Source organism: Spongiibacter sp. UBA1325, assembly GCF_002306875.1.
In the GTDB taxonomy this organism is placed as follows: domain Bacteria; phylum Pseudomonadota; class Gammaproteobacteria; order Pseudomonadales; family Spongiibacteraceae; genus Spongiibacter; species Spongiibacter marinus.
Map to the genome: position 1 here is coordinate 41,206 of NZ_DBTD01000007.1, position 18,453 is coordinate 59,658.

16 protein-coding genes are annotated in these 18,453 nt (G+C 53.4%); 6 read left to right on the forward strand and 10 right to left on the reverse strand.

Translation table 11 applies throughout. The features are described 5' to 3' along the window. Window positions 1-113: 113 nt before the first annotated feature. On the forward strand, window positions 114-1,190 hold the full coding sequence (locus B3K78_RS08200) for a 3-deoxy-7-phosphoheptulonate synthase (protein ID WP_286695071.1): 1,077 nt from the start codon (window positions 114-116) through the stop codon (window positions 1,188-1,190). A 137-nt stretch (window positions 1,191-1,327) separates the two neighbouring features. Here B3K78_RS08200 and B3K78_RS08205 read toward each other — a convergent pair whose 3' ends face one another. The 4 genes from B3K78_RS08205 to nfuA are packed head-to-tail and all read right to left on the reverse strand — an operon-like array spanning window position 1,328 to window position 3,587. After that, window positions 1,328-2,068, reverse strand: a complete 741-nt coding sequence (locus B3K78_RS08205) for an endonuclease/exonuclease/phosphatase family protein (RefSeq protein ID WP_286695072.1) — start codon at window positions 2,066-2,068, stop codon at window positions 1,328-1,330. 3 nt (window positions 2,069-2,071) lie between these two features. After that, a complete protein-coding gene (locus tag B3K78_RS08210) occupies window positions 2,072-2,524 on the reverse strand; it encodes a YchJ family protein (protein ID WP_286695073.1) in 453 nt (150 codons plus the stop codon). Next, complete coding sequence (locus B3K78_RS08215; RefSeq protein ID WP_286695074.1) at window positions 2,524-2,934, reverse strand: acyl-CoA thioesterase; 411 nt, start codon at window positions 2,932-2,934, stop codon at window positions 2,524-2,526. The genes B3K78_RS08210 and B3K78_RS08215 overlap by 1 nt, the downstream gene beginning before the upstream one ends. A gap of 50 nt (window positions 2,935-2,984) precedes the next feature. Then, window positions 2,985-3,587 carry a Fe-S biogenesis protein NfuA gene (nfuA, locus tag B3K78_RS08220; protein WP_027873774.1) on the reverse strand — a complete coding sequence of 201 codons (603 nt, stop codon included), beginning with the start codon at window positions 3,585-3,587 and terminating at the stop codon, window positions 2,985-2,987. A 162-nt stretch (window positions 3,588-3,749) separates the two neighbouring features. On the opposite strand from nfuA, the gene metH reads away from it, so the two are divergent. The 4 genes from metH to B3K78_RS08240 all read left to right on the forward strand — a co-directional run bounded on the left by metH (window position 3,750) and on the right by B3K78_RS08240 (window position 11,286). Further along, on the forward strand, window positions 3,750-7,445 hold the full coding sequence (gene metH, locus B3K78_RS08225) for a methionine synthase (RefSeq protein ID WP_286695075.1): 3,696 nt from the start codon (window positions 3,750-3,752) through the stop codon (window positions 7,443-7,445). A gap of 439 nt (window positions 7,446-7,884) precedes the next feature. Then, window positions 7,885-9,528: a nitrite/sulfite reductase gene (locus B3K78_RS08230; protein WP_286695076.1), complete on the forward strand. Its 1,644-nt coding sequence runs from the start codon at window positions 7,885-7,887 to the stop codon at window positions 9,526-9,528. After that, window positions 9,521-10,009, forward strand: a complete 489-nt coding sequence (locus tag B3K78_RS08235) for a DUF934 domain-containing protein (RefSeq protein ID WP_286695077.1) — start codon at window positions 9,521-9,523, stop codon at window positions 10,007-10,009. Before B3K78_RS08230 ends, B3K78_RS08235 begins: the two co-directional genes overlap by 8 nt. 110 nt (window positions 10,010-10,119) lie before the next feature. Then, window positions 10,120-11,286: a cation:proton antiporter gene (locus B3K78_RS08240; RefSeq protein ID WP_286695078.1), complete on the forward strand. Its 1,167-nt coding sequence runs from the start codon at window positions 10,120-10,122 to the stop codon at window positions 11,284-11,286. A 5-nt stretch (window positions 11,287-11,291) separates the two neighbouring features. On the opposite strand, the gene B3K78_RS08245 is transcribed toward B3K78_RS08240, so the two are convergent. From B3K78_RS08245 to B3K78_RS08255, 3 genes are all read right to left on the reverse strand, one after another. Then, entirely contained in the window at window positions 11,292-11,861 is a 570-nt protein-coding gene (locus B3K78_RS08245; protein WP_286695079.1) for a YceI family protein, read from the reverse strand. 148 nt (window positions 11,862-12,009) lie between these two features. Beyond that, entirely contained in the window at window positions 12,010-12,939 is a 930-nt protein-coding gene (locus B3K78_RS08250; protein WP_204996502.1) for an electron transfer flavoprotein subunit alpha/FixB family protein, read from the reverse strand. Further along, complete coding sequence (locus B3K78_RS08255; RefSeq protein WP_204996501.1) at window positions 12,939-13,688, reverse strand: electron transfer flavoprotein subunit beta/FixA family protein; 750 nt, start codon at window positions 13,686-13,688, stop codon at window positions 12,939-12,941. The genes B3K78_RS08250 and B3K78_RS08255 overlap by 1 nt, the downstream gene beginning before the upstream one ends. A 401-nt stretch (window positions 13,689-14,089) precedes the next feature. Here B3K78_RS08255 and B3K78_RS08260 point away from each other — a divergent pair, with 401 nt between their 5' ends. Beyond that, window positions 14,090-15,745 carry an electron transfer flavoprotein-ubiquinone oxidoreductase gene (locus tag B3K78_RS08260; RefSeq protein ID WP_204996500.1) on the forward strand — a complete coding sequence of 552 codons (1,656 nt, stop codon included), beginning with the start codon at window positions 14,090-14,092 and terminating at the stop codon, window positions 15,743-15,745. 77 nt (window positions 15,746-15,822) lie between these two features. On the opposite strand, the gene B3K78_RS08265 is transcribed toward B3K78_RS08260, so the two are convergent. Genes B3K78_RS08265 through B3K78_RS08275 form a run of 3 tightly spaced genes read right to left on the reverse strand, consistent with a single transcriptional unit; the run spans window position 15,823 to window position 18,383 of the window. Further along, window positions 15,823-16,365, reverse strand: a complete 543-nt coding sequence (locus B3K78_RS08265) for a DUF1285 domain-containing protein (protein WP_286695080.1) — start codon at window positions 16,363-16,365, stop codon at window positions 15,823-15,825. A 34-nt stretch (window positions 16,366-16,399) separates the two neighbouring features. Continuing rightward, on the reverse strand, window positions 16,400-17,575 hold the full coding sequence (locus B3K78_RS08270; protein WP_204996498.1) for a phosphoglycerate dehydrogenase: 1,176 nt from the start codon (window positions 17,573-17,575) through the stop codon (window positions 16,400-16,402). Window positions 17,576-17,612: 37 nt separating this feature from the next. Next, window positions 17,613-18,383: a 4'-phosphopantetheinyl transferase family protein gene (locus B3K78_RS08275; RefSeq protein WP_286695081.1), complete on the reverse strand. Its 771-nt coding sequence runs from the start codon at window positions 18,381-18,383 to the stop codon at window positions 17,613-17,615. Between the last annotated feature and the right edge of the window lie 70 nt (window positions 18,384-18,453).

Consider the following 18,453-nt stretch of genomic DNA (forward strand, 5'->3'; position numbering starts at 1 on the left):
GAAAAGCCGCTATTTTAGCCCTGTTCACCGCCAGTTGATATTTTATTGGCACGCTTTTCAGTTAGAATATCAGGCTCTATAACGTTTTGATTCGGGACAGAATCCGGTAAGCCATGTCAGAAACCATCATCGAAAACCTTAATGTCGAAGCACAGGAAGTGCTGATTACTCCTGCGCGCCTGAAGGCGGCCCTGCCAATGAGCGACAGCGCCAAAGCCGTTGTCTCTGCCGGTCGCGAAACCGTGCGCAATATCCTGGACGGCAAAGACCACCGCATGTTTATTGTGGTTGGCCCCTGCTCTATTCACGATGTCGAACTGGCTATGGATTATGCTCAGCGCTTGAAAACGCTGGCTGATGAGCTTCAAGACACGCTAGTGATCGTTATGCGCGTGTATTTTGAAAAACCGCGTACTACCGTGGGTTGGAAGGGTTTGATCAACGACCCCTACCTTAACGACACCTTTAAAATTGAAGAGGGTTTGCATATCGGCCGCAAATTGCTGCTCGATATTGCCGAGCTGGGCTTGCCGACCTCAACCGAAGCTCTGGACCCTATTTCGCCTCAGTACTTGCAGGATTGCATTTCCTGGTCGGCGATTGGTGCGAGAACAACCGAGTCGCAGACTCACCGCGAAATGGCCAGCGGCCTGTCTTCTGCCGTCGGCTTTAAGAACGGCACCGACGGCGGCTTAGACGTTGCCATGAACGCTATTGGCTCAGCGGTAAAACCCCACCGTTTTCTCGGTATTAACGGCGAAGGCCAGGTGGCAGTGATCCACACGCGCGGCAACCGTTACGCCCATGTGGTATTGCGCGGCGGTAGCGCCGGGCCTAACTATGACTCTGTTCATATTAAATTGTGTGAAGCCGCCCTGGATAAAGCCGGATACCCACTCAATATTATGGTGGACTGCAGCCACGCAAACTCCAACAAGCAACCGAGCCTCCAGCCTCTGGTTATGGAGAATGTCACTAACCAGATCATCGAAGGTAATACCTCGATTATCGGTTTGATGATCGAAAGTAACCTCAAGCCCGGCAACCAAAAAATCCCGGCTGACCTTTCTAAGCTCGAATACGGCGTATCAGTCACTGACGGCTGCATCGGTTGGGAGGAAACTGAGGCTGCACTGCGCGATATGCGCGATAAACTTCGCGATGTGCTCCCCGGCCGCAAGCGCGGTTGAAAGCCCCACCAGAAAGATTAAAAGGCGCCAATTGGCGCCTTTTTTATTATTTATTGATCCACCCGAATATTTTTGGCGTAAAGCTAAGTGCTTCTACACCATCTATGGCTTTGCCCCGGTTTATTCGGGGCTTTTTTTTAGCAATTGGGTAAAGCAAATTCAGCATAAAGGGCGCAGTGATCAGACAGCGACCGCCACGGCTCTCCGCGAAGCACCTTCGCCTCACGCAATACCAAGCCCTTGTAGTAAATGCGATCCAGCGGCAACAATGGATACGGTGCGGGGAAGCTCTTTGCGGGGCGCCCCTGTATTTCCGTCATCGCCTCCCGAACATCCAGATCACGATAGAAATGCTTGTGCAGACGCAACTGCCAGTCGTTAAAATCTCCGGCGATAATCAAGCCCTCAGCAGCGCTATCTCGCGCCATAAGCTGATGCTTCAATTGCTTGAATTGGCGGCGTCGCTCCCAAGCCAACAAGCCCATATGCGCACAAACAAGCTGAACACCGGGGGTAATTTGCGCGAACAGTAAGCCGCGCTGGGAGCGCTTCATCACTGACACATCGACATTATCGCTGTTAACAATGGGGTATTTGCTGAGGATGGCATTGCCGTGATGACCGTGCTGATAGATCGCGTTGCGGCCGTAGGCAAAATGCGGCCACACGCTGTCAGCCAGGTACTCAAACTGGCCAGCGTCCACCCAATTTTCCCAGCGTTTAGCGTGGTCGCGGTTTTCGCCAACAACTTCCTGTAGAAAGACAATGTCGGCGTTTACACTGCGAATGCCTTCGCGAATTTCATCGAGCAAATAGCGCCGGTTACGGGCGCTGAACCCTTTGTGCACGTTATAGGAAAGTATTCGCAGCGATTTCACAAGTTAGCATTCCGCATGGCAGTGTTTCTGTTTGCGGCCACTGCCACAACAGCAGCGGTCGTTGCGCGCAAGCTTGATAGCTGGCAGTTGATCACCTTCGGTGTAGTACCACCTGCCGTCCATACGAATAAACCGAGAGCGCTCATGCAACTGCGCTACGCGCCCCTGCTGACTATAAAATGCCACAAATTCGACGGTCGCCGCGTCCGCCTGTGGGGCTGGCGCAGCCAATATACGCAGGCCTAGCCAGGGCGTGTCATCGCTAATAAGTGGGTCTTGCGGGCGAAAATCGGGGTGCCAGCTATCGCGAAGGTAGCGATTGTCGCCCACCACGAATGCACAGTAGCGCGAGCGCATCAATTGCTCGGCCGTGCTCGCGGTGGCCTGATGAGTGTGATAGCGCTGACAGCAATCCGCGTAGTTGCTATCACTGCCGCAGGGGCACGCCGCGTCCATCAGGCCGGTTTTGCAGGAATTAAACTGGGATCAGTGACTTGCCAGTCACTTGGCAGCGCAATGGCGCTGCGCGTCTCGCGATCAAAACCGACAATCACACTGCTCGAGGTGGTGGCACATTCGCCATTGGCATAGATGTGGTGTTCGATGGTCATGCTTTTGTTGCCAACGTGCGAGCACCAGGTATCGACAACAACCTCGTGGTCGAAGCGAATTTCACGCAGCATATCCATTTTCACACTCGCCACCACGTTATGAGGCGCTTTGGAGACTTTATCCAACTCGCGAAAAAAATCGATGCGCGCCAAGTCAAAATATTGCGCGTAGACGCTGTTGGACACGTGGCCGAGAAAGTCTAAGTCGGAAAAGCGCACCTGTATGCAGGTGCGCGTATAGGGAAGCGAAATCATGGCAAATCCTTCTGGCGCCGCCAGGCGGCGCGGAATGCGAGGAAGCGGACTTATTTAAAGTAGGCGTTATCCGTGTTGCTGTGGTCGGTCATATCCCGCACGCCGTTCAATTCGGGCACCTGCTCAACCAAGGTTTTCTCAACCCCCTCTTTGAGGGTGACATCGACCATGCCGCAACCCTGGCAACCGCCGCCAAATTTCAAAATGGCAATATGGTCTTCGGTAATTTCAACGAGCGACACTTCACCGCCGTGGGCAGCGAGTGAGGGGTTAACCTCGTTGTACAACACATAATTGATGCGATCTTCCAGGGGGCTGTCGGCACTGACCTTTGGCAGACGAGCGTTGGGCGCCTTGATCGTTAGCTGACCACCCATGCGATCTTTCGAATAGTCGATCAGCGCATCTTCCAAAAATGGCACGCTGCGACCCTCGAAATAGGCCTTGAAACCGCTGTAATCAATGACGATATCGTCATCTTTCGCGTCGTCATCGCGACAATAAGCAATGCAGGTTTCCGCCTTTGGCGTGCCCGGTTGCGTAATAAACACACGAACACCGATCACGTCGTCTTGTTTGGAAAGCAGTTCAGCCAGGTAGCCCTGCGCGGACTCGGTGATGGTTAATTTGACCTCGGCTTGCTCTGTCGTCATATGTACCTCGTATGGACTCCGGACGGATCGTAAGCGGCAGTGAGATGAAATTTCTATGCCAAGCTGACAATCTGATAGAATTGCGCAGTTTAGCACGAAGGCCATTCCGGCCACAGCCTATGAACGGCTACTTGCCCCACGTAAAACAGCATCAGGACCTACATGACTCACTCTACTGCCCGCGCCGATCTACTAAAAGCTGCCATCAAAGACCGCATACTGGTAATAGATGGGGCCATGGGCAGCATGATTCAACAGTACAAACTGGAAGAATCTGCTTACCGAGGCGAACGCTTTGCCGATTACCACAAGGACGTGCGTGGCAATAATGATCTACTAACACTGACCCAGCCTCAGCTGATTCGCGATATTCATCAGGCGTTTTTGGATGTTGGTGCCGATATCATCGAGACCAATACCTTTAACTCCACCATGGTCGCGCAGGATGACTATGAACTGGGCGAGATCGCCGAAGAGCTCAATGTTGTAGGCGCCCAGCTTGCCCGAGAGGTGGCTGATGCCGAAACGGCCCGCAACCCGGATAAACCCCGGTTTGTGGCCGGTGTTATCGGCCCCACCCCGCGGACCGCGTCTATTTCTCCCGATGTAAATGACCCGGGCGCGCGCAATATCAATTTCGACAAGCTGGTCAGCGACTACTATGCCGCCACCCGCGGCCTGGTGACCGGTGGCGCGGATCTGCTGCTAATCGAGACCATCTTCGACAGCCTGAACGCCAAGGCCGCTGTATACGCGGTGCTGCAGTATTTTGAAGACCACAATATTGAGCTACCGATCATGATATCGGTAACGTTTCCCGACACCAGTGGGCGCACCCTTTCCGGCCAAACCCCGACGGCGTTCTGGAATAGTATTGCCCACGCCAAGCCGCTGATCGTCGGCACCAACTGTGGCCGCCGATTCAGCGAAATTCGGCCCTTTGTTGAAGAGCTCGCCGACGCGGCAGACTGCTATTTTAGCGGCCACTTTAATGCTGGCTTGCCTAATGAATTCGGCGAGTACGACGAAACCCCCGATGATATGCACGGCGAACTGCGCGAATTTGCACAGCGCGGCTACCTGAATCTAGTGGGCGGTTGCTGCGGCACGACCCCAGCCCATATCGAAGCAATCGCACGCGCCGTGGAAGGTATCGCTCCCCGCGCATTGCCGGAGCGAGCGCCCGCATGTCGCCTATCTGGCCTGGAGCCCTTCAACATCACCGCCGACAGCCTGTTCGTCAACGTCGGTGAACGCTGCAATGTAACGGGTTCGGCGATCTTCAAGCGGCTGATTTTGGAAGGTAATTACGACGAAGCGCTATCTGTTGCTCGCCAGCAAGTGGAAAATGGCGCGCAGATCATCGACATCAATATGGATGAAGGCATGCTCGACGCCCAGTCGGCAATGGTGACCTTCCTCAACTTGATTGCCTCTGAACCCGATATCTCGCGCGTGCCCATCATGGTGGACTCGTCTAAGTGGGAGATTATCGAGGCTGGCCTGAAGTGCATTCAGGGAAAACCCGTGGTCAATTCGATCTCACTCAAAGAAGGTGAAGAGGAATTTCGCGATCGCGCTCGCCAGTGCATGAAGTTTGGCGCCGCCGTGGTGGTGATGGCCTTTGACGAAGACGGCCAGGCAGATACCTTTAAGCGCAAAGCAGAAATCTGTAAGCGCTCCTACGATATTTTGGTCGATGAAATCGGCTTCCCAGCTGAAGATATTATTTTCGACCCCAATATTTTTGCGGTAGCCACCGGCATCGACGAGCACAACAACTACGCCGTCGACTTTATTGAAGCCACCGCCTATATCAAAGCCGAACTCCCCGGCGCCATGGTTTCTGGCGGCGTTTCCAATGTGTCGTTTTCGTTCCGTGGCAACAATCCGGTGCGCGAGGCGATTCACTCAGTGTTTCTCTACCATGCGATCAAAGCCGGCATGGACATGGGTATCGTTAACGCGGGTCAGCTCGCCATCTACGACGACCTGCCGGACGAGCTGCGCGACGCGGTAGAAGACGTCATATTGAATCGCCGCGACGACAGCACCGAGCGGCTACTCGATATCGCCGAGAAATACCGCGGTGACGGCAAGGGCATGGCCCAGCAGGAAGATCTTAGCTGGCGTGAATGGCCGGTCGCCAAGCGTATAGAGCACTCTCTAGTAAAAGGAATCACCACGTTTATCGAAGAGGATGCCGAGGCCGCAAGACAAGAAGCGGCAAAACCCATCGACGTGATAGAAGGCCCGTTGATGGACGGCATGAACGTTGTTGGTGATCTATTCGGCGATGGCAAGATGTTCCTGCCCCAGGTTGTAAAATCTGCCCGGGTGATGAAACAGGCCGTTGCCTACCTAAACCCCTTTATTGAAGCTGGCAAAGAGGTCGGCGCCAAGGCCAACGGCAAAGTGCTAATGGCGACGGTGAAAGGCGATGTTCACGACATTGGCAAAAACATTGTTGGCGTTGTTCTACAGTGTAATAACTTTGAGGTAATCGACCTGGGCGTTATGGTCTCGGCCGATAAGATCTTGGAAACGGCGAAAGCCGAAGAGGTAGACATTATCGGCCTTAGCGGGCTGATCACACCCTCACTTGACGAGATGGTCCACGTGGCGAGTGAGATGCAACGTTTGGATTACCAAGTGCCACTGATGATCGGCGGTGCCACAACATCGAAAGCGCATACCGCGGTAAAAATTGAGCCGAAGTATCAAAATGATGTCACTGTCTACGTGCCAGATGCCTCCCGCAGCGTCGCCGTTGCCACTCAGCTGATAAGCCAGGACCTGAAGGCGCAGTTCGTCGCTGACCGCCGCGATGAATACGAGCGCATTCGCGCACGCCGCGCAGGCAATGCTCAGAAAACCCGACTGCTGGACTATTCAGCGGCCTGCGAGCGCGCCCTGCCTTTCGATTGGAGTGACTATCAGCCGCCCAAACCCAGCTTTACCGGCACCAAAGTCTTTGAAGGCTACCCGTTGGAAGCCTTGCGCGAGACCATCGACTGGACGCCGTTTTTCATCTCCTGGGGACTGGCGGGCAAGTATCCAAAAATTCTCAACGACGAGAAAGTCGGCGAGGCTGCGCAAAATCTATACAACGACGCGCAGAAAATGCTCGATAAATTAATTAACGAGAAGCACATCAAGGCCAACGCCGTGATTGGTTTTTGGCCCGCCAAGCGTCGCGGCAGCGATGATATTGCCGTGTTTAACGAGCAGGGCGAAGAAATCGCCCTGCTCCATCACCTGCGCCAACAGGCCCAAAAAGCGGACAATAAACCGCAAATGAGCCTTGCCGACTACATTGCCCCCGAGGGTAGCGATGTCGAAGACTACGTGGGCGGCTTTGCGGTGACCACAGGAATCGGCGCGGAAGAGCTAGCGAAGCGTTACGAGGAGGCCAATGACGATTACAGCGCCATTATGGTGAAAGCGCTGGCTGATCGCCTGGCAGAATCGTTTGCCGAACACATGCATCTGCGTGTTCGCAAAGAGTTTTGGCCTTACGCCCCAGAGGAAGACCTGGACAACGAGGCGCTGATTAAGGAAGCCTACCGTGGCATACGCCCTGCTCCCGGCTATCCGGCTTGCCCCGACCATACAGAAAAGGAAACACTGTTTACATTACTCGATGCCACCGAGAACACGGGCATTAGTTTGACAGAACACTTGGCGATGTTCCCTGCGGCCGCCGTGAGTGGTTTCTACTACTCCCACCCGGAGTCACGCTACTTTGCCGTGGGGCGCGTGGGCAAGGACCAAGTGGCCGACATCGCGAAGCGAAAAGGGATGGAAATGGCGACAATGGAACGCTGGCTGTCACCGATTTTGGACTACGATCCCTAACAGTGGCGAAACAAAAAAGGCTGCCAATTGGCAGCCTTTTTTGTTGCTGACGGGTGATGGCTTTAAGAAGGCATACCTGACAACCAGTATACGACGGTTGCAATAACAATCGTCAGGATCGCTACAGACGCACAGGCGTCAGCAAAATTATCTTCACGGGCTTCTTGGTTTTGGTCAGACATGACAACCTCAATGGAATGATGACGTTAACACCCGGCGAACCGGCTTGGAAAAGCCGCCAGTATAGCAAGATTATGAAAAAGACTGCTATTTGCTGAGATAGAGAGTGAAGTAATCGGTCAAACGCATAAGGCTTATCCGCAAAAAGCGTTAGTGGCAGAACCGATTAAAATTTATCATTCGCTCCGATTTATAATTAAGCGCCCCGCCGTCACACGCCGGGACCGCATGACACTTAACGCGAGAGATTACACGTTATATGTACGCATACGACCAGTACGATCGGCAGATCATCAGCCAACGCGTCGCTCAGTATCGGGATCAAACCGAGCGCTATCTGGCTGGCAAAATCACTGAGGAACAGTTTTTGCCGCTGCGCCTTCAAAATGGCCTGTATGTTCAGCGCCTTGCTCCCATGCTGCGCATTGCGGTGCCCTATGGCACGCTGAACAGCCAGCAGCTGCGCAAGCTAGCCTTTATTACCCGCGAGTACGACAAGGGCTATGCACACATTAGTACCCGCCAAAATGTTCAGTTGAATTGGCCGAAACTGGAAGAAGTTCCCGATATTCTGGAGCATCTGGCTGAGGTGGAAATGCACTCCATCCAGACCAGTGGTAACTGCATTCGCAATGTCACCGCAGACCAGTTCTCTGGCGTTGCCGCCGATGAAGTTGAAGATGCCCGGCCGTGGTGTGAAATCATTCGTCAGTGGTCCACTTTTCACCCGGAATTTGCCTTCCTTCCCCGTAAATTCAAAATCGCTGTGTGCGGCTCTGAGCAAGACCGGGCGGCGGTATTGGTTCACGACATCGGCTTGCAGATCGTCAAAGACGACAACGGCAATACCGCGTTCAAAGTAATTGTAGGCGGCGGTTTGGGTCGTACGCCGGTTATCGGCAGTGTTATCCACGAGGCCTTGCCACCGCGCCACTTGCTCAGCTATCTGGAGGCCATCGTTCGGGTTTACAACCAGTTGGGCCGCCGTGACAACAAATTCAAAGCGCGTATTAAAATTTTGGTTCGCGCCATGGGCGCAGACGCCTTCAAAGCTAAAGTGGAAGAAGAATGGGCCTTTATTAAAGATGGCAATTTAGACCTTCCCGACGAGGAAATTGCCCGCGCTCAGTCATTTTTCACTCGCCCGGATTACGAGGCGCTGGAAAATGAAGATCTCCAGGCCCTCGCCCTCGAGAATGTCGATTTCGCCCGCTGGCTCAACCACAATGTGCACGCCCATAAGCAACGTGGCTATGCTATCGCGACCCTATCGCTGAAAACCACCGGCGTCGCACCGGGTGATATCACTGCAGAACAGTTTGAAGCGGTCGCGGACCTCGCCGAGGAGTTTGGCTTTGGTGAAATTCGCTCAACCCATCAACAGAACCTGGTACTACCTGATATTCAGCAGCGCCAGCTTTTTGCTCTATGGCAAAAACTTGTCAGCCTGGAGCTTGCCAGCCCGACGGTAGGCACGATGAACGATATCATCTGCTGCCCCGGCGGTGATTTCTGCTCGCTGGCCAACGCCAAGTCGATCCCCATTGCAGAAGCCATTCAGCGCCGCTTCGACGATCTGGACTACCTTTACGACCTGGGCGACATAGAGCTGAATATCTCCGGCTGTATGAATGCTTGTGGCCACCACCACATTGGTAATATCGGTATCCTCGGCGTCGATAAAAAAGGTCAGGAGTTCTATCAAGTGTCGCTCGGCGGTCAGCAGGGGCTGAATGCATCGCTGGGTAAGATCCTTGGCCCTTCTTTTGCGCAAGACGAAATTCCCGACGTCGTTGAGAAAATACTCAACTGCTACCTTGAAAAGCGCCACCCCGAAGAGCGCTTTATCGATACCTACGAACGCATAGGCCTGGCGCCGTTTAAGGAGCGTGTATATGCCTAAGATTATTAAGAATGGTCAGGTTGTTGACGACAACTGGCAAGTTTGGCGCGACGCCGAGACCTTACCGAGTGCCGACCACGTTATCGTTCCGCTGGCGCTCTGGCAGCAGCAGCGCGACGCCCTGCTCGCCTTGGGCGAAATAGCCGTTTATCTGGCCAGTGACGAGTCACCTAAATCACTGAGCGACGATGACTTGTCAACGCTCAGCTTTGTGGCGGTAGACTTTCCGAAGTTTATGGACGGCCGCGGCTTCAGTTATGCCCGCGAGCTACGCGAGCAACGCCGATATCAGGGCGAAATTCGTGCCGTTGGTGATTTTATTCGCGACCAGCTGTTCTATATGAAGCGCTGCGGGTTTTCCAGCTATGCCCTGCCCAGCGACGAGCTGGAAGCCGCGCTGGCCAGCCTGAACGACTTCAGCGAAAGCTATCAGTCCAGCGTGGACCAGCCACTCCCCCTGTTCCGGCGTCGCCAAGCGTAATTGCACACTAAACCCGCTATGCGGGTTTTTTTACGCCTCTCATTCGCTCCGCTATGCTGAGTAGTGCCGGATCATTGTGATACGGCGCAAGTAGAGCAGCAGGAGCGCGTGTGGAAACCAGCCTGACCTTCTCATTTTTTCTTATTTTTAGCGGCGCCGCCTTGCTGGCCTCGCTCGTCTTAATCAGCCGTCAGCCGCTACTCATTGCCTATATTGCACTGGGCGCAATCATTGGCCCCTACGGTGGCGGCTGGGTTACCGATTTAGGCTTATTGGCAGAGATCGCCGAGTTTGGCATCGTGTTTTTGCTTTTTCTGCTCGGTCTGGATATGCAGCCCCAAGCGCTGCTGCACAGCCTGAAAAAAACCACAGGCATGGCGCTAATTAGCTCCACAATATTCCTGGCCATTGGTTACAGTGTTGGCGTGGCGTTTGGCTTTACTCAGGCCGAGGCGTGGATAATCGGGGCCGCGATGATGTTTTCCAGCACGATTATCGGCATTAAATTACTGCCAACCACCGTTTTGCACCACCGCGAAAACGGCGAACTAATGGTCGGGATTTTATTGCTGCAAGATATGATCGCCATACTCGTACTACTGTTAATTTCCAGCGTTAGCCAAGGCGAATTATCGCCCATCAGCCTCGGTAAAACCCTCGTCGCGCTCCCCCTGCTCTGCGCCCTGGCGTTTGTCGCTGTACGCTACTTATTACTGCCACTTATTCAGCGCTTTGACCGCTTTCAGGAATACATTTTTTTGCTGGCAATAGGTTGGTGCTTAGGGCTTGCCGAGGCGGCCCATGCGATGGGACTTTCTGCGGAAATGGGCGCCTTTCTCGCCGGCATAAGCCTCGCTACCAGCCCGATATCCCAGTACATCGCAATTAGCCTTAAGCCGTTAAGAGATTTCTTTTTAATATTGTTTTTTTTCTCGTTGGGGGCACGCTTCAATCTGGCGCTGATCACAGAAATAGCCACCCCAGCCCTCCTTCTCGCCGCGATACTACTCACGATAAAACCACTGAGTTTTCGCTTTCTTCTGCGGCGAACATTAGCGTCTAAGCGGCTATGCTGGGACCTGGGGCTTCGCCTGGGGCAGATCAGCGAATTCTCGCTGTTGATCGCCTACCTGGCTTTTGACCAAGGCGTCATTGGCAGTAGCGCGTCTCATCTCATTCAAGCTACAGCCATTCTGAGCTTTGTTGTGTCATCGTATATTGTTGTGCTCAACTGCCCGACGCCCATCGCGATTCGCGATGAGCTACGCCGGGATTAAGCGCTTTATTGAAACAGCACTGAAAAGGTGACGGGCACCGCCAGCGTAATGGAATTCAGCCCAGCAAGTTGTCGCAGTTTGTCTATGCCCTGCTCCAAGCCCAAAGCGGCGATATCGATAAACGCCGGCGACGTGGTTACCACACGAATATCACCATTTTCCAGCCGGCTTACCAGCGTATTAAAACGCAATGCCTGGCGCTTGCCGCCCAGCATCAGTTCGCCCTCAACGGTCATCGCTTGCGGCGAAGATACCTCAATAGCAGCAAGGGCATCCGTATCAATTGTGGCGTTGAACGTGGCCAATGGCTGGCTATCGACATCAAAAAGGTATTTTTTGATTCGCTTGTCGCGAATATCAATCCCTGAGTCAATGCTTGCCAGGTCGATATTGATAAGCGCTTTGCCGGTGGTGGTATTAAGCTGCCCGGTAACAGCATCAAAGCTAAACAACTCGGCAACGCGATTGTTTTTTACGCTCACCACATTGAGCATCGACGATTCGCTAGCCAGTTCCAAGGCCTGAGTCGCCATCGCTGCGGCATACAAGCAAAGCCCAAATACGATTTTTTTCATTACCTGTCTCCCACCGTGAACAGACGCCGGAGTACCCGACCTCCAATTGTCTTTATCTGACTCTATTTACTACGCTAAATTCCCGATATTGCGAGCACAAAAAACCCGGCCTAAGCCGGGTTTTTTGTGCTCACTAGCTGAAGGGCTATTAGATAGCGCTTTCCAGCTCAGGCAAGGCGTCAAACAGGTCTGCAACCAGACCGTAATCAGCAACCTGGAAGATAGGAGCATCTTCGTCTTTGTTGATAGCAACAATGACTTTTGAGTCCTTCATACCAGCCAAATGCTGGATAGCACCAGAAATGCCGACAGCGATGTACAGCCCCGGTGCGACGATTTTACCCGTCTGACCTACTTGCATATCGTTAGGTACGAAGCCCGCGTCAACAGCCGCGCGCGATGCACCAACTGCGGCACCAAGCTTGTCTGCCAGGGAGTACAGCATGCTGAAGTTGTCGCCATTTTGCATACCGCGGCCACCAGAGACAACGATGTCTGCGGCAGTCAGGTCTGGACGATCGCTCTTAGCCAGCTCTTCTTTCTCGAAGCTGGACTTACCCGCATCGTGTGCGCTAGCAACCGCTTCTACGGCAGCAGAACCACCTTCTGCGGCAGCAGCATCGAACGCCGTTGCACGAACAGTGATGACTTTGATCGCGTCAGAAGACTGAACAGTGGCGATAACGTTACCGGCATAGATGGGGCGCTTGAAGGTATCCGCGCTCTCTACCGAAATGATCTCTGAAATTTGCGCAACATCCAGCAACGCGGCAGCACGCGGAAGCGTGTTCTTACCGTTAGTGGTCGCAGGAGCCAGGATGTAACCGTAGTCTTTGCCCAGTTCTGCGACCAACAGCGCCACATTCTCAGCCAGCTGGTGGCCGTAGGCAGCGTTGTCTGCAACCAGCACCTTGCTAACGCCGTCGATTTTAGCCGCCGCTTCAGCCGCTGCACCACAGCCTTCACCCGCAACGAGTACGGCGATATCACCACCGATAGCTTTCGCTGCGCTGACTGTGTTCAGGGTTGCCCCATTGATAGAGGCGTTATCGTGTTCTGCAATAACTAGAATACTCATTAGATTACCTTCGCCTCGTTCTTCAGTTTCTCAACCAGTTCGGCAACGTCCGCAACCTTGATACCCGCTTGACGCTCTGCAGGCGGCTCAACCTTCAAGGTTTTCACACGTGGTGTAACATCGATACCCAGCTCGTCTGGCGTCAGTGTATCGAGAGGCTTCTTCTTCGCCTTCATGATGTTAGGCAGTGACGCGTAACGAGGCTCGTTCAAGCGCAGGTCAGTCGTTACGACTGCGGGCAATGCCAGCTTAACGGTTTGCAGACCGCCGTCAATTTCGCGAGTCACTGCAACGCTGTCGCCGTCAACGGCAACTTCTGATGCGAAAGTACCCTGAGCCATTCCGGTCAGTGCCGCCAGCATTTGGCCGGTTTGGTTGTTGTCGCCGTCGATCGCCTGCTTACCCATGATCACGAGTTGCGGCTGCTCTTTGTCAACAACGGCTTTGAGTACTTTAGCGATACCCAGTGGCTGAACGTCTTCTTCCGTTTCTACCAGGATGCCGCGATCAGCGCCCAGGGCCAACGCAGTACGGATCTGCTCTTGAGCCACTTTAGGACCGATTGAGACAGCGATGATTTCAGTAGCAACACCTTTCTCTTTCAGGCGTACCGCTTCTTCAACAGCGATTTCACAGAATGGATTGATCGCCATTTTGACATTATTCAGATCAACGTCTGTACCGTCCGACTTCGGACGCACTTTGACGTTGTAGTCAACAACTCGTTTGACAGCAACAAGAACCTTCATGGATTCCCCAGTAAACGCGTAAATGAAATGAAACAGCTAGTCGTCTTTACGCTGCGGATCAATAATTCGATCCGTCCAGACGTTTAGCCCCGTTAAAAAAAGCGCCGTTATATTGACGGCATTGGCCGTCAAGGTCAACATGAGTGCGCTATTCAGCCGCTGAATAACAGGCATAGCGCAGTTCTATTTCGCTGAATATCGCCGAAAATACGATCTGCGCGGTCATTCCTGCCATATAAAAAAGGACAACCCCGGGTAATACTGAAGTTAAGTTTGACAGCCGAGCGGTGCTTATGTGGCGTTTTTACGTGCTGACACTTATACTTGCGCCTTCAAAAATGGTGTCAAAACGCCCAGCCAATAAGGGCTACACCTGTGCTTAATCTTAGAGGAGAGAGTCTGTGGAACGCGAATCAATGGAATTTGACGTCCTGATCGTCGGTGCTGGGCCTGCAGGTTTGGCAGCAGCTTGCAAAATTCGCCAGTTAAGTGAAACCAGCGGAAAAGACATCAGCGTTTGTGTTGTAGAAAAAGGTTCTGAGGTCGGCGCCCACATTCTATCTGGCGCAGTATTTGAACCCACCGCGCTGGACGAGCTATTCCCGGACTGGAAAGAAAAAGGCGCGCCGCTGCACACGCCAGTGACTGGTGATGATATCTACTTCATGACCAGCGGTGAAAAAGCCATCAAAGTTCCCGACTTCGCTGTGCCCAAAACGATGCACAACGAAGGTAACTACATTATTAGCCTGGGCAACCTGTGCCGCTGGCTGGCCGAGCAGGCCGAAGGCATGGGTGCAGAGATCTACCCCGGCTTTGCCGCTGCTGATGTTCTGTACAATGACGACGGTAGTGTAAAAGGTATCGTCACTGGCGATATGGGCATTGCCGAAGATGGCAGCCAAAAAGACAGCTACATGCCCGGCATGGAGCTGCATGCAAAATACACCCTGTTTGCAGAAGGCTGCCGCGGTCACCTCGGCAAGCGTTTGATGGAAAAATTCGACCTGAATGCGGGCAAAGAGCCCCAGCATTACGGCATCGGCATTAAAGAACTTTGGAAAATCGATCCCGCCAAGCACGAACAAGGTAAGGTCGTTCATACTGCCGGCTGGCCACTCTCTGAAAATGGCGCCCTAGGTGGCTCTTTCCTCTACCACCTGGAAGACAACCAAGTCGCAATCGGCCTGATTACCGACCTCTGCTACGATAACCCGTGGCTGTCTCCCTTCGAGGAATTCCAACGCTATAAGCAACACCCCGTCGTCAAGCAGTACCTCGATGGCGGTGAGCGCGTGTCCTACGGCGCTCGGGCTATCGCAAAAGGCGGCCTGCAGTCTCTACCAAAAATGACCTTCCCAGGTGGTCTGCTGATTGGCTGTGACGCGGGCACGCTGAACTTTGCCAAGATCAAAGGTAGCCACACCGCGATGAAGTCCGGTTTGCTGGCCGCAGAAGTTGTCCACAAGGCGCTGACTGAAGACAATAAATCCGGTGAAGAACTCACCGAATACACCACTGCTTTTGAAGGCTCCTGGCTGTATAAAGAGCTGTACGCTCAGCGCAACTTTGGCCCAGCTCAGCACAAGTTCGGCAACTTCTTCGGCTCAGCCTATGCCTTTATCGATCAGAATATCTTTGGCGGCAACCTGCCTTGGACGCTGAGCGATACCAAGCCTGATTACGCGCAAATGAAGCCTGCAGACAGCTGCAAAAAGATTGAGTACCCCAAGCCTGATAACAAGCTGAGCTTTGACCGCTTGTCGTCAGTATTCCTCTCTAACACTAACCACGAAGAAGATCAGCCCTGCCACCTGACGCTGAAGGACGCCGAGCTGCCTATTCGTGACAACCTGCCCAAGTACGCCGAGCCCGCTCAGCGTTACTGCCCAGCAGGGGTGTATGAGGTGGTCGAAGACGAAGGTGGCCAAGCGCGCTTCCAAATCAACGGGCAAAACTGCGTGCACTGCAAGACCTGTGACATTAAGGACCCCGCCCAGAATATTGTGTGGGTGACTCCTGAAGGTTTGGGCGGACCGAACTATCCCAACATGTAGTTAAGACGCTTCAACAAAAAAGGCAGCCAGATGGCTGCCTTTTTTGGTTTTCATCTCCCCAAAGTGTCCGGGGTTACTTATACACGCCCTAGCTCAAATTGTTCACCGGCGCTGCGAACAATGAGTCGATCGCCATGCTGCTCAGCCAGATCTACCAGGCGGTAAAAACAGGCGCGATTGACTCTTGCTGACAAGCCGTGCTCGAGAGAAACGGCCGGCCTCGGCTCCCCCGAATCAGGTGACTCGGTCACACTGAGCCGATGCTGAGGACCGAGCTCATGCCATGTATCGACGTTAGTTTTAACGGCAATTCTACGCCCTTCCGACGTTGATTCGCCTACTTCCATGTCAATGATCAGCAGCGGGAGGTCTTCAACCTGTAAGCGCCATTTCTCGACCGGAGTGACTAAATAATAGTGACCATCCGCTTCGCACCGCAAAATAGAGGCAAATAGCTTAACCAACTCATGGCGCTTGATTTCGCCACCTTCGTGAACCCAACGCCCGTCAGCCAAAATCTGAATGTCGATTTCGCCACTCAGCGCCGGCTGCCACTTTTCAATCGGTGGTCTGCCGGCCTGGTCTCTCAATAAGCGTTCAATGGTTTCAAGGCTACTCATGGGGCTCTCCCTAGGGTCGCCAAGTGAGCTGCACTCAGCGAATGACTCGCACGTTAACCACACCGTCTAGGTCAGCAATTTTTGCAAGCAATGCGTCGTCGACATTGCCGTTTAAGTCGATAAGGTTATAGGCAATTTCATCGCGGCTTTTGTTAAGCATATCAATGATATTTACGTTTGCATCGGATAACAGCGCCAAGATGCTGCCAAGAATTTTCGGCACATTGCGATTGGCCACGGCTAGGCGCACATCACCACTGCGCTCAAGCTGCAGATTCGGAAAGTTTACCGAGTTCTTGATGTTTCCGTTACGCAGGAAATCATCTAACTGATCAGCCGCCATGATCGCGCAATTTTCTTCGGCCTCATCGGTGCTGGCACCGATATGCGGCATCAGCACCACATCCTCATCACGCGCAATCAATTCCGGCGTTGGAAAGTCCGTGATGAAGCGACGTAGCTGCCCGGCATCCAGGGCATCGATCACCGCAGCAACATCGACAATCTCTTCACGTGCGAAATTCAGCAAGCACGTGCCTGGGCGACAATTACTCAGAAGCTCGGCGTTCACCAGCCCTCGCGTTGCATCGAGTACCGGGAGATGGAGGGTGATGTAATCGGCACGGGCAAACAAGCTGCCCAGGTTCTCCATTTTTTTCACCGCGCTTGGCAAACGCCATGCGGCATCGACTGACAGCGCGGGGTCGTAACCAATGACCTTCATGCCCAGGTCAAGCGCGGCTCTGGCGATCATCGAGCCAATAGCCCCCAGGCCAACAATACCCAGAGTGCGGCCCGCCAGCTCATTTCCCTTAAAGCGTTTCTTTTCCTTTTCTAACAATTTGGCAAGAGCGGCGCCATCTTTCATGTCCCCTAGCGTATTCACGTAGGCAATTCCCTCGAGAATACCGCGCGAACCCAACGTCAAGCCCGCTATGACCAGCTCCTTTACCGCGTTGGCATTAGCACCCGGGCTATTAAATACCGGGATACCCCGGTCTGTGCACTCTGCGACGGGCACGTTGTTAGTGCCAGCCCCTGCGCGAGCGATGGCTTTGACCGATTGCGGAATATCCGTGCCCTGCAATTTGTGGCTGCGCAGCAAAATGGCGTCGGGTGAGCTAAATTCGCTGGCGATCTCATATTGTTCGCGAGGCAGGCGCTCGAGGCCTTTCACAGAGATTTGGTTCAGGGTAAGAATTTTGTACACACATCCTCCTTGGCAGGGACTGCAGCAGAAACCAAGCCTATGACTTAGCCGCAGGTAGTAATTCAGCGAGTTGACCTAGCTCGGACATTTCAACGAGAGGCAAGCAATGGAACGCTTTGATTTCAGCTATTTTTCCGGCCACAGCGATAGCAGCCGTAAAATCTTCATCTTGAGCAAGTAAGCGCAATTCCCAACGCTCGGCGTCATCGGCGTCAAAGCGGCTTACATCCAAACCATTGAGTAGTACCGAAAAATCGTGCAGCGGAATCGACAAGCCTTTGCCGCGCGCTTTCAAATACGCCTCTTTCAATGTCCAGGAGCGAAAGAAAACACTTAGCCGCCCTTCTTCCTCAACTTCGCGCAATGCAAGCATTTCCGCCGGAGAAAGATAATCATCAGCAGCGTCCAGCATTCCCTGGCTATCAGTTTGGAATTCGACGTCGACGCCAATATCACAGCCACTGGTCACTGCACAAAGCGTTAAGCCGTGGGTGTGGGCGGCATTAAAGCTTACGCTATCGCTGTACGCTGGTAGAAAAGGTTTACCGAAGTCGTTGCTGTCGAATGTCAGCTGCTCCGGCTCCTGCCCCGTGTACTGCGCCAGTACTGTGCGCAAAAACGCCCTACTGGCCAGGTATTCTTCTGCTTGCCCAGCATGCTGACGCTGATCGTATTCCTGCTTCTCTTCATCAGAGAGCATATTCAAATAGCGATCCATCTTCGCTAATAGTCGCGGGTCGTCAGTCGCACAACACCAAACGTCCACTTGACCCGCCGACAGGCGCCGTTGTTCGCTCGCCTTATTCATTATTCTATCCTTACCAGGGCATTCGCCCCGGTAGTGTATGGGGTACTTCGTCGCTTACCTGATATCAACC

What these genes read in the sequence shown, in the direction of transcription:
- B3K78_RS08200 (WP_286695071.1), top strand. Translation starts at nt 114, where the DNA reads ATGTCAGAAACCATCATCGAAAACCTTAATGTCGAAGCACAGGAAGTG.
- B3K78_RS08210 (WP_286695073.1), bottom strand. Translation starts at nt 2,524, where the DNA reads ATGGACGCGGCGTGCCCCTGCGGCAGTGATAGCAACTACGCGGATTGC.
- B3K78_RS08215 (WP_286695074.1), bottom strand. Translation starts at nt 2,934, where the DNA reads ATGATTTCGCTTCCCTATACGCGCACCTGCATACAGGTGCGCTTTTCC.
- nfuA (WP_027873774.1), bottom strand. Translation starts at nt 3,587, where the DNA reads ATGACGACAGAGCAAGCCGAGGTCAAATTAACCATCACCGAGTCCGCG.
- metH (WP_286695075.1), top strand. Translation starts at nt 3,750, where the DNA reads ATGACTCACTCTACTGCCCGCGCCGATCTACTAAAAGCTGCCATCAAA.
- B3K78_RS08230 (WP_286695076.1), top strand. Translation starts at nt 7,885, where the DNA reads ATGTACGCATACGACCAGTACGATCGGCAGATCATCAGCCAACGCGTC.
- B3K78_RS08235 (WP_286695077.1), top strand. Translation starts at nt 9,521, where the DNA reads ATGCCTAAGATTATTAAGAATGGTCAGGTTGTTGACGACAACTGGCAA.
- B3K78_RS08245 (WP_286695079.1), bottom strand. Translation starts at nt 11,861, where the DNA reads ATGAAAAAAATCGTATTTGGGCTTTGCTTGTATGCCGCAGCGATGGCG.
- B3K78_RS08250 (WP_204996502.1), bottom strand. Translation starts at nt 12,939, where the DNA reads ATGAGTATTCTAGTTATTGCAGAACACGATAACGCCTCTATCAATGGG.
- B3K78_RS08255 (WP_204996501.1), bottom strand. Translation starts at nt 13,688, where the DNA reads ATGAAGGTTCTTGTTGCTGTCAAACGAGTTGTTGACTACAACGTCAAA.
- B3K78_RS08265 (WP_286695080.1), bottom strand. Translation starts at nt 16,365, where the DNA reads ATGAGTAGCCTTGAAACCATTGAACGCTTATTGAGAGACCAGGCCGGC.
- B3K78_RS08275 (WP_286695081.1), bottom strand. Translation starts at nt 18,383, where the DNA reads ATGAATAAGGCGAGCGAACAACGGCGCCTGTCGGCGGGTCAAGTGGAC.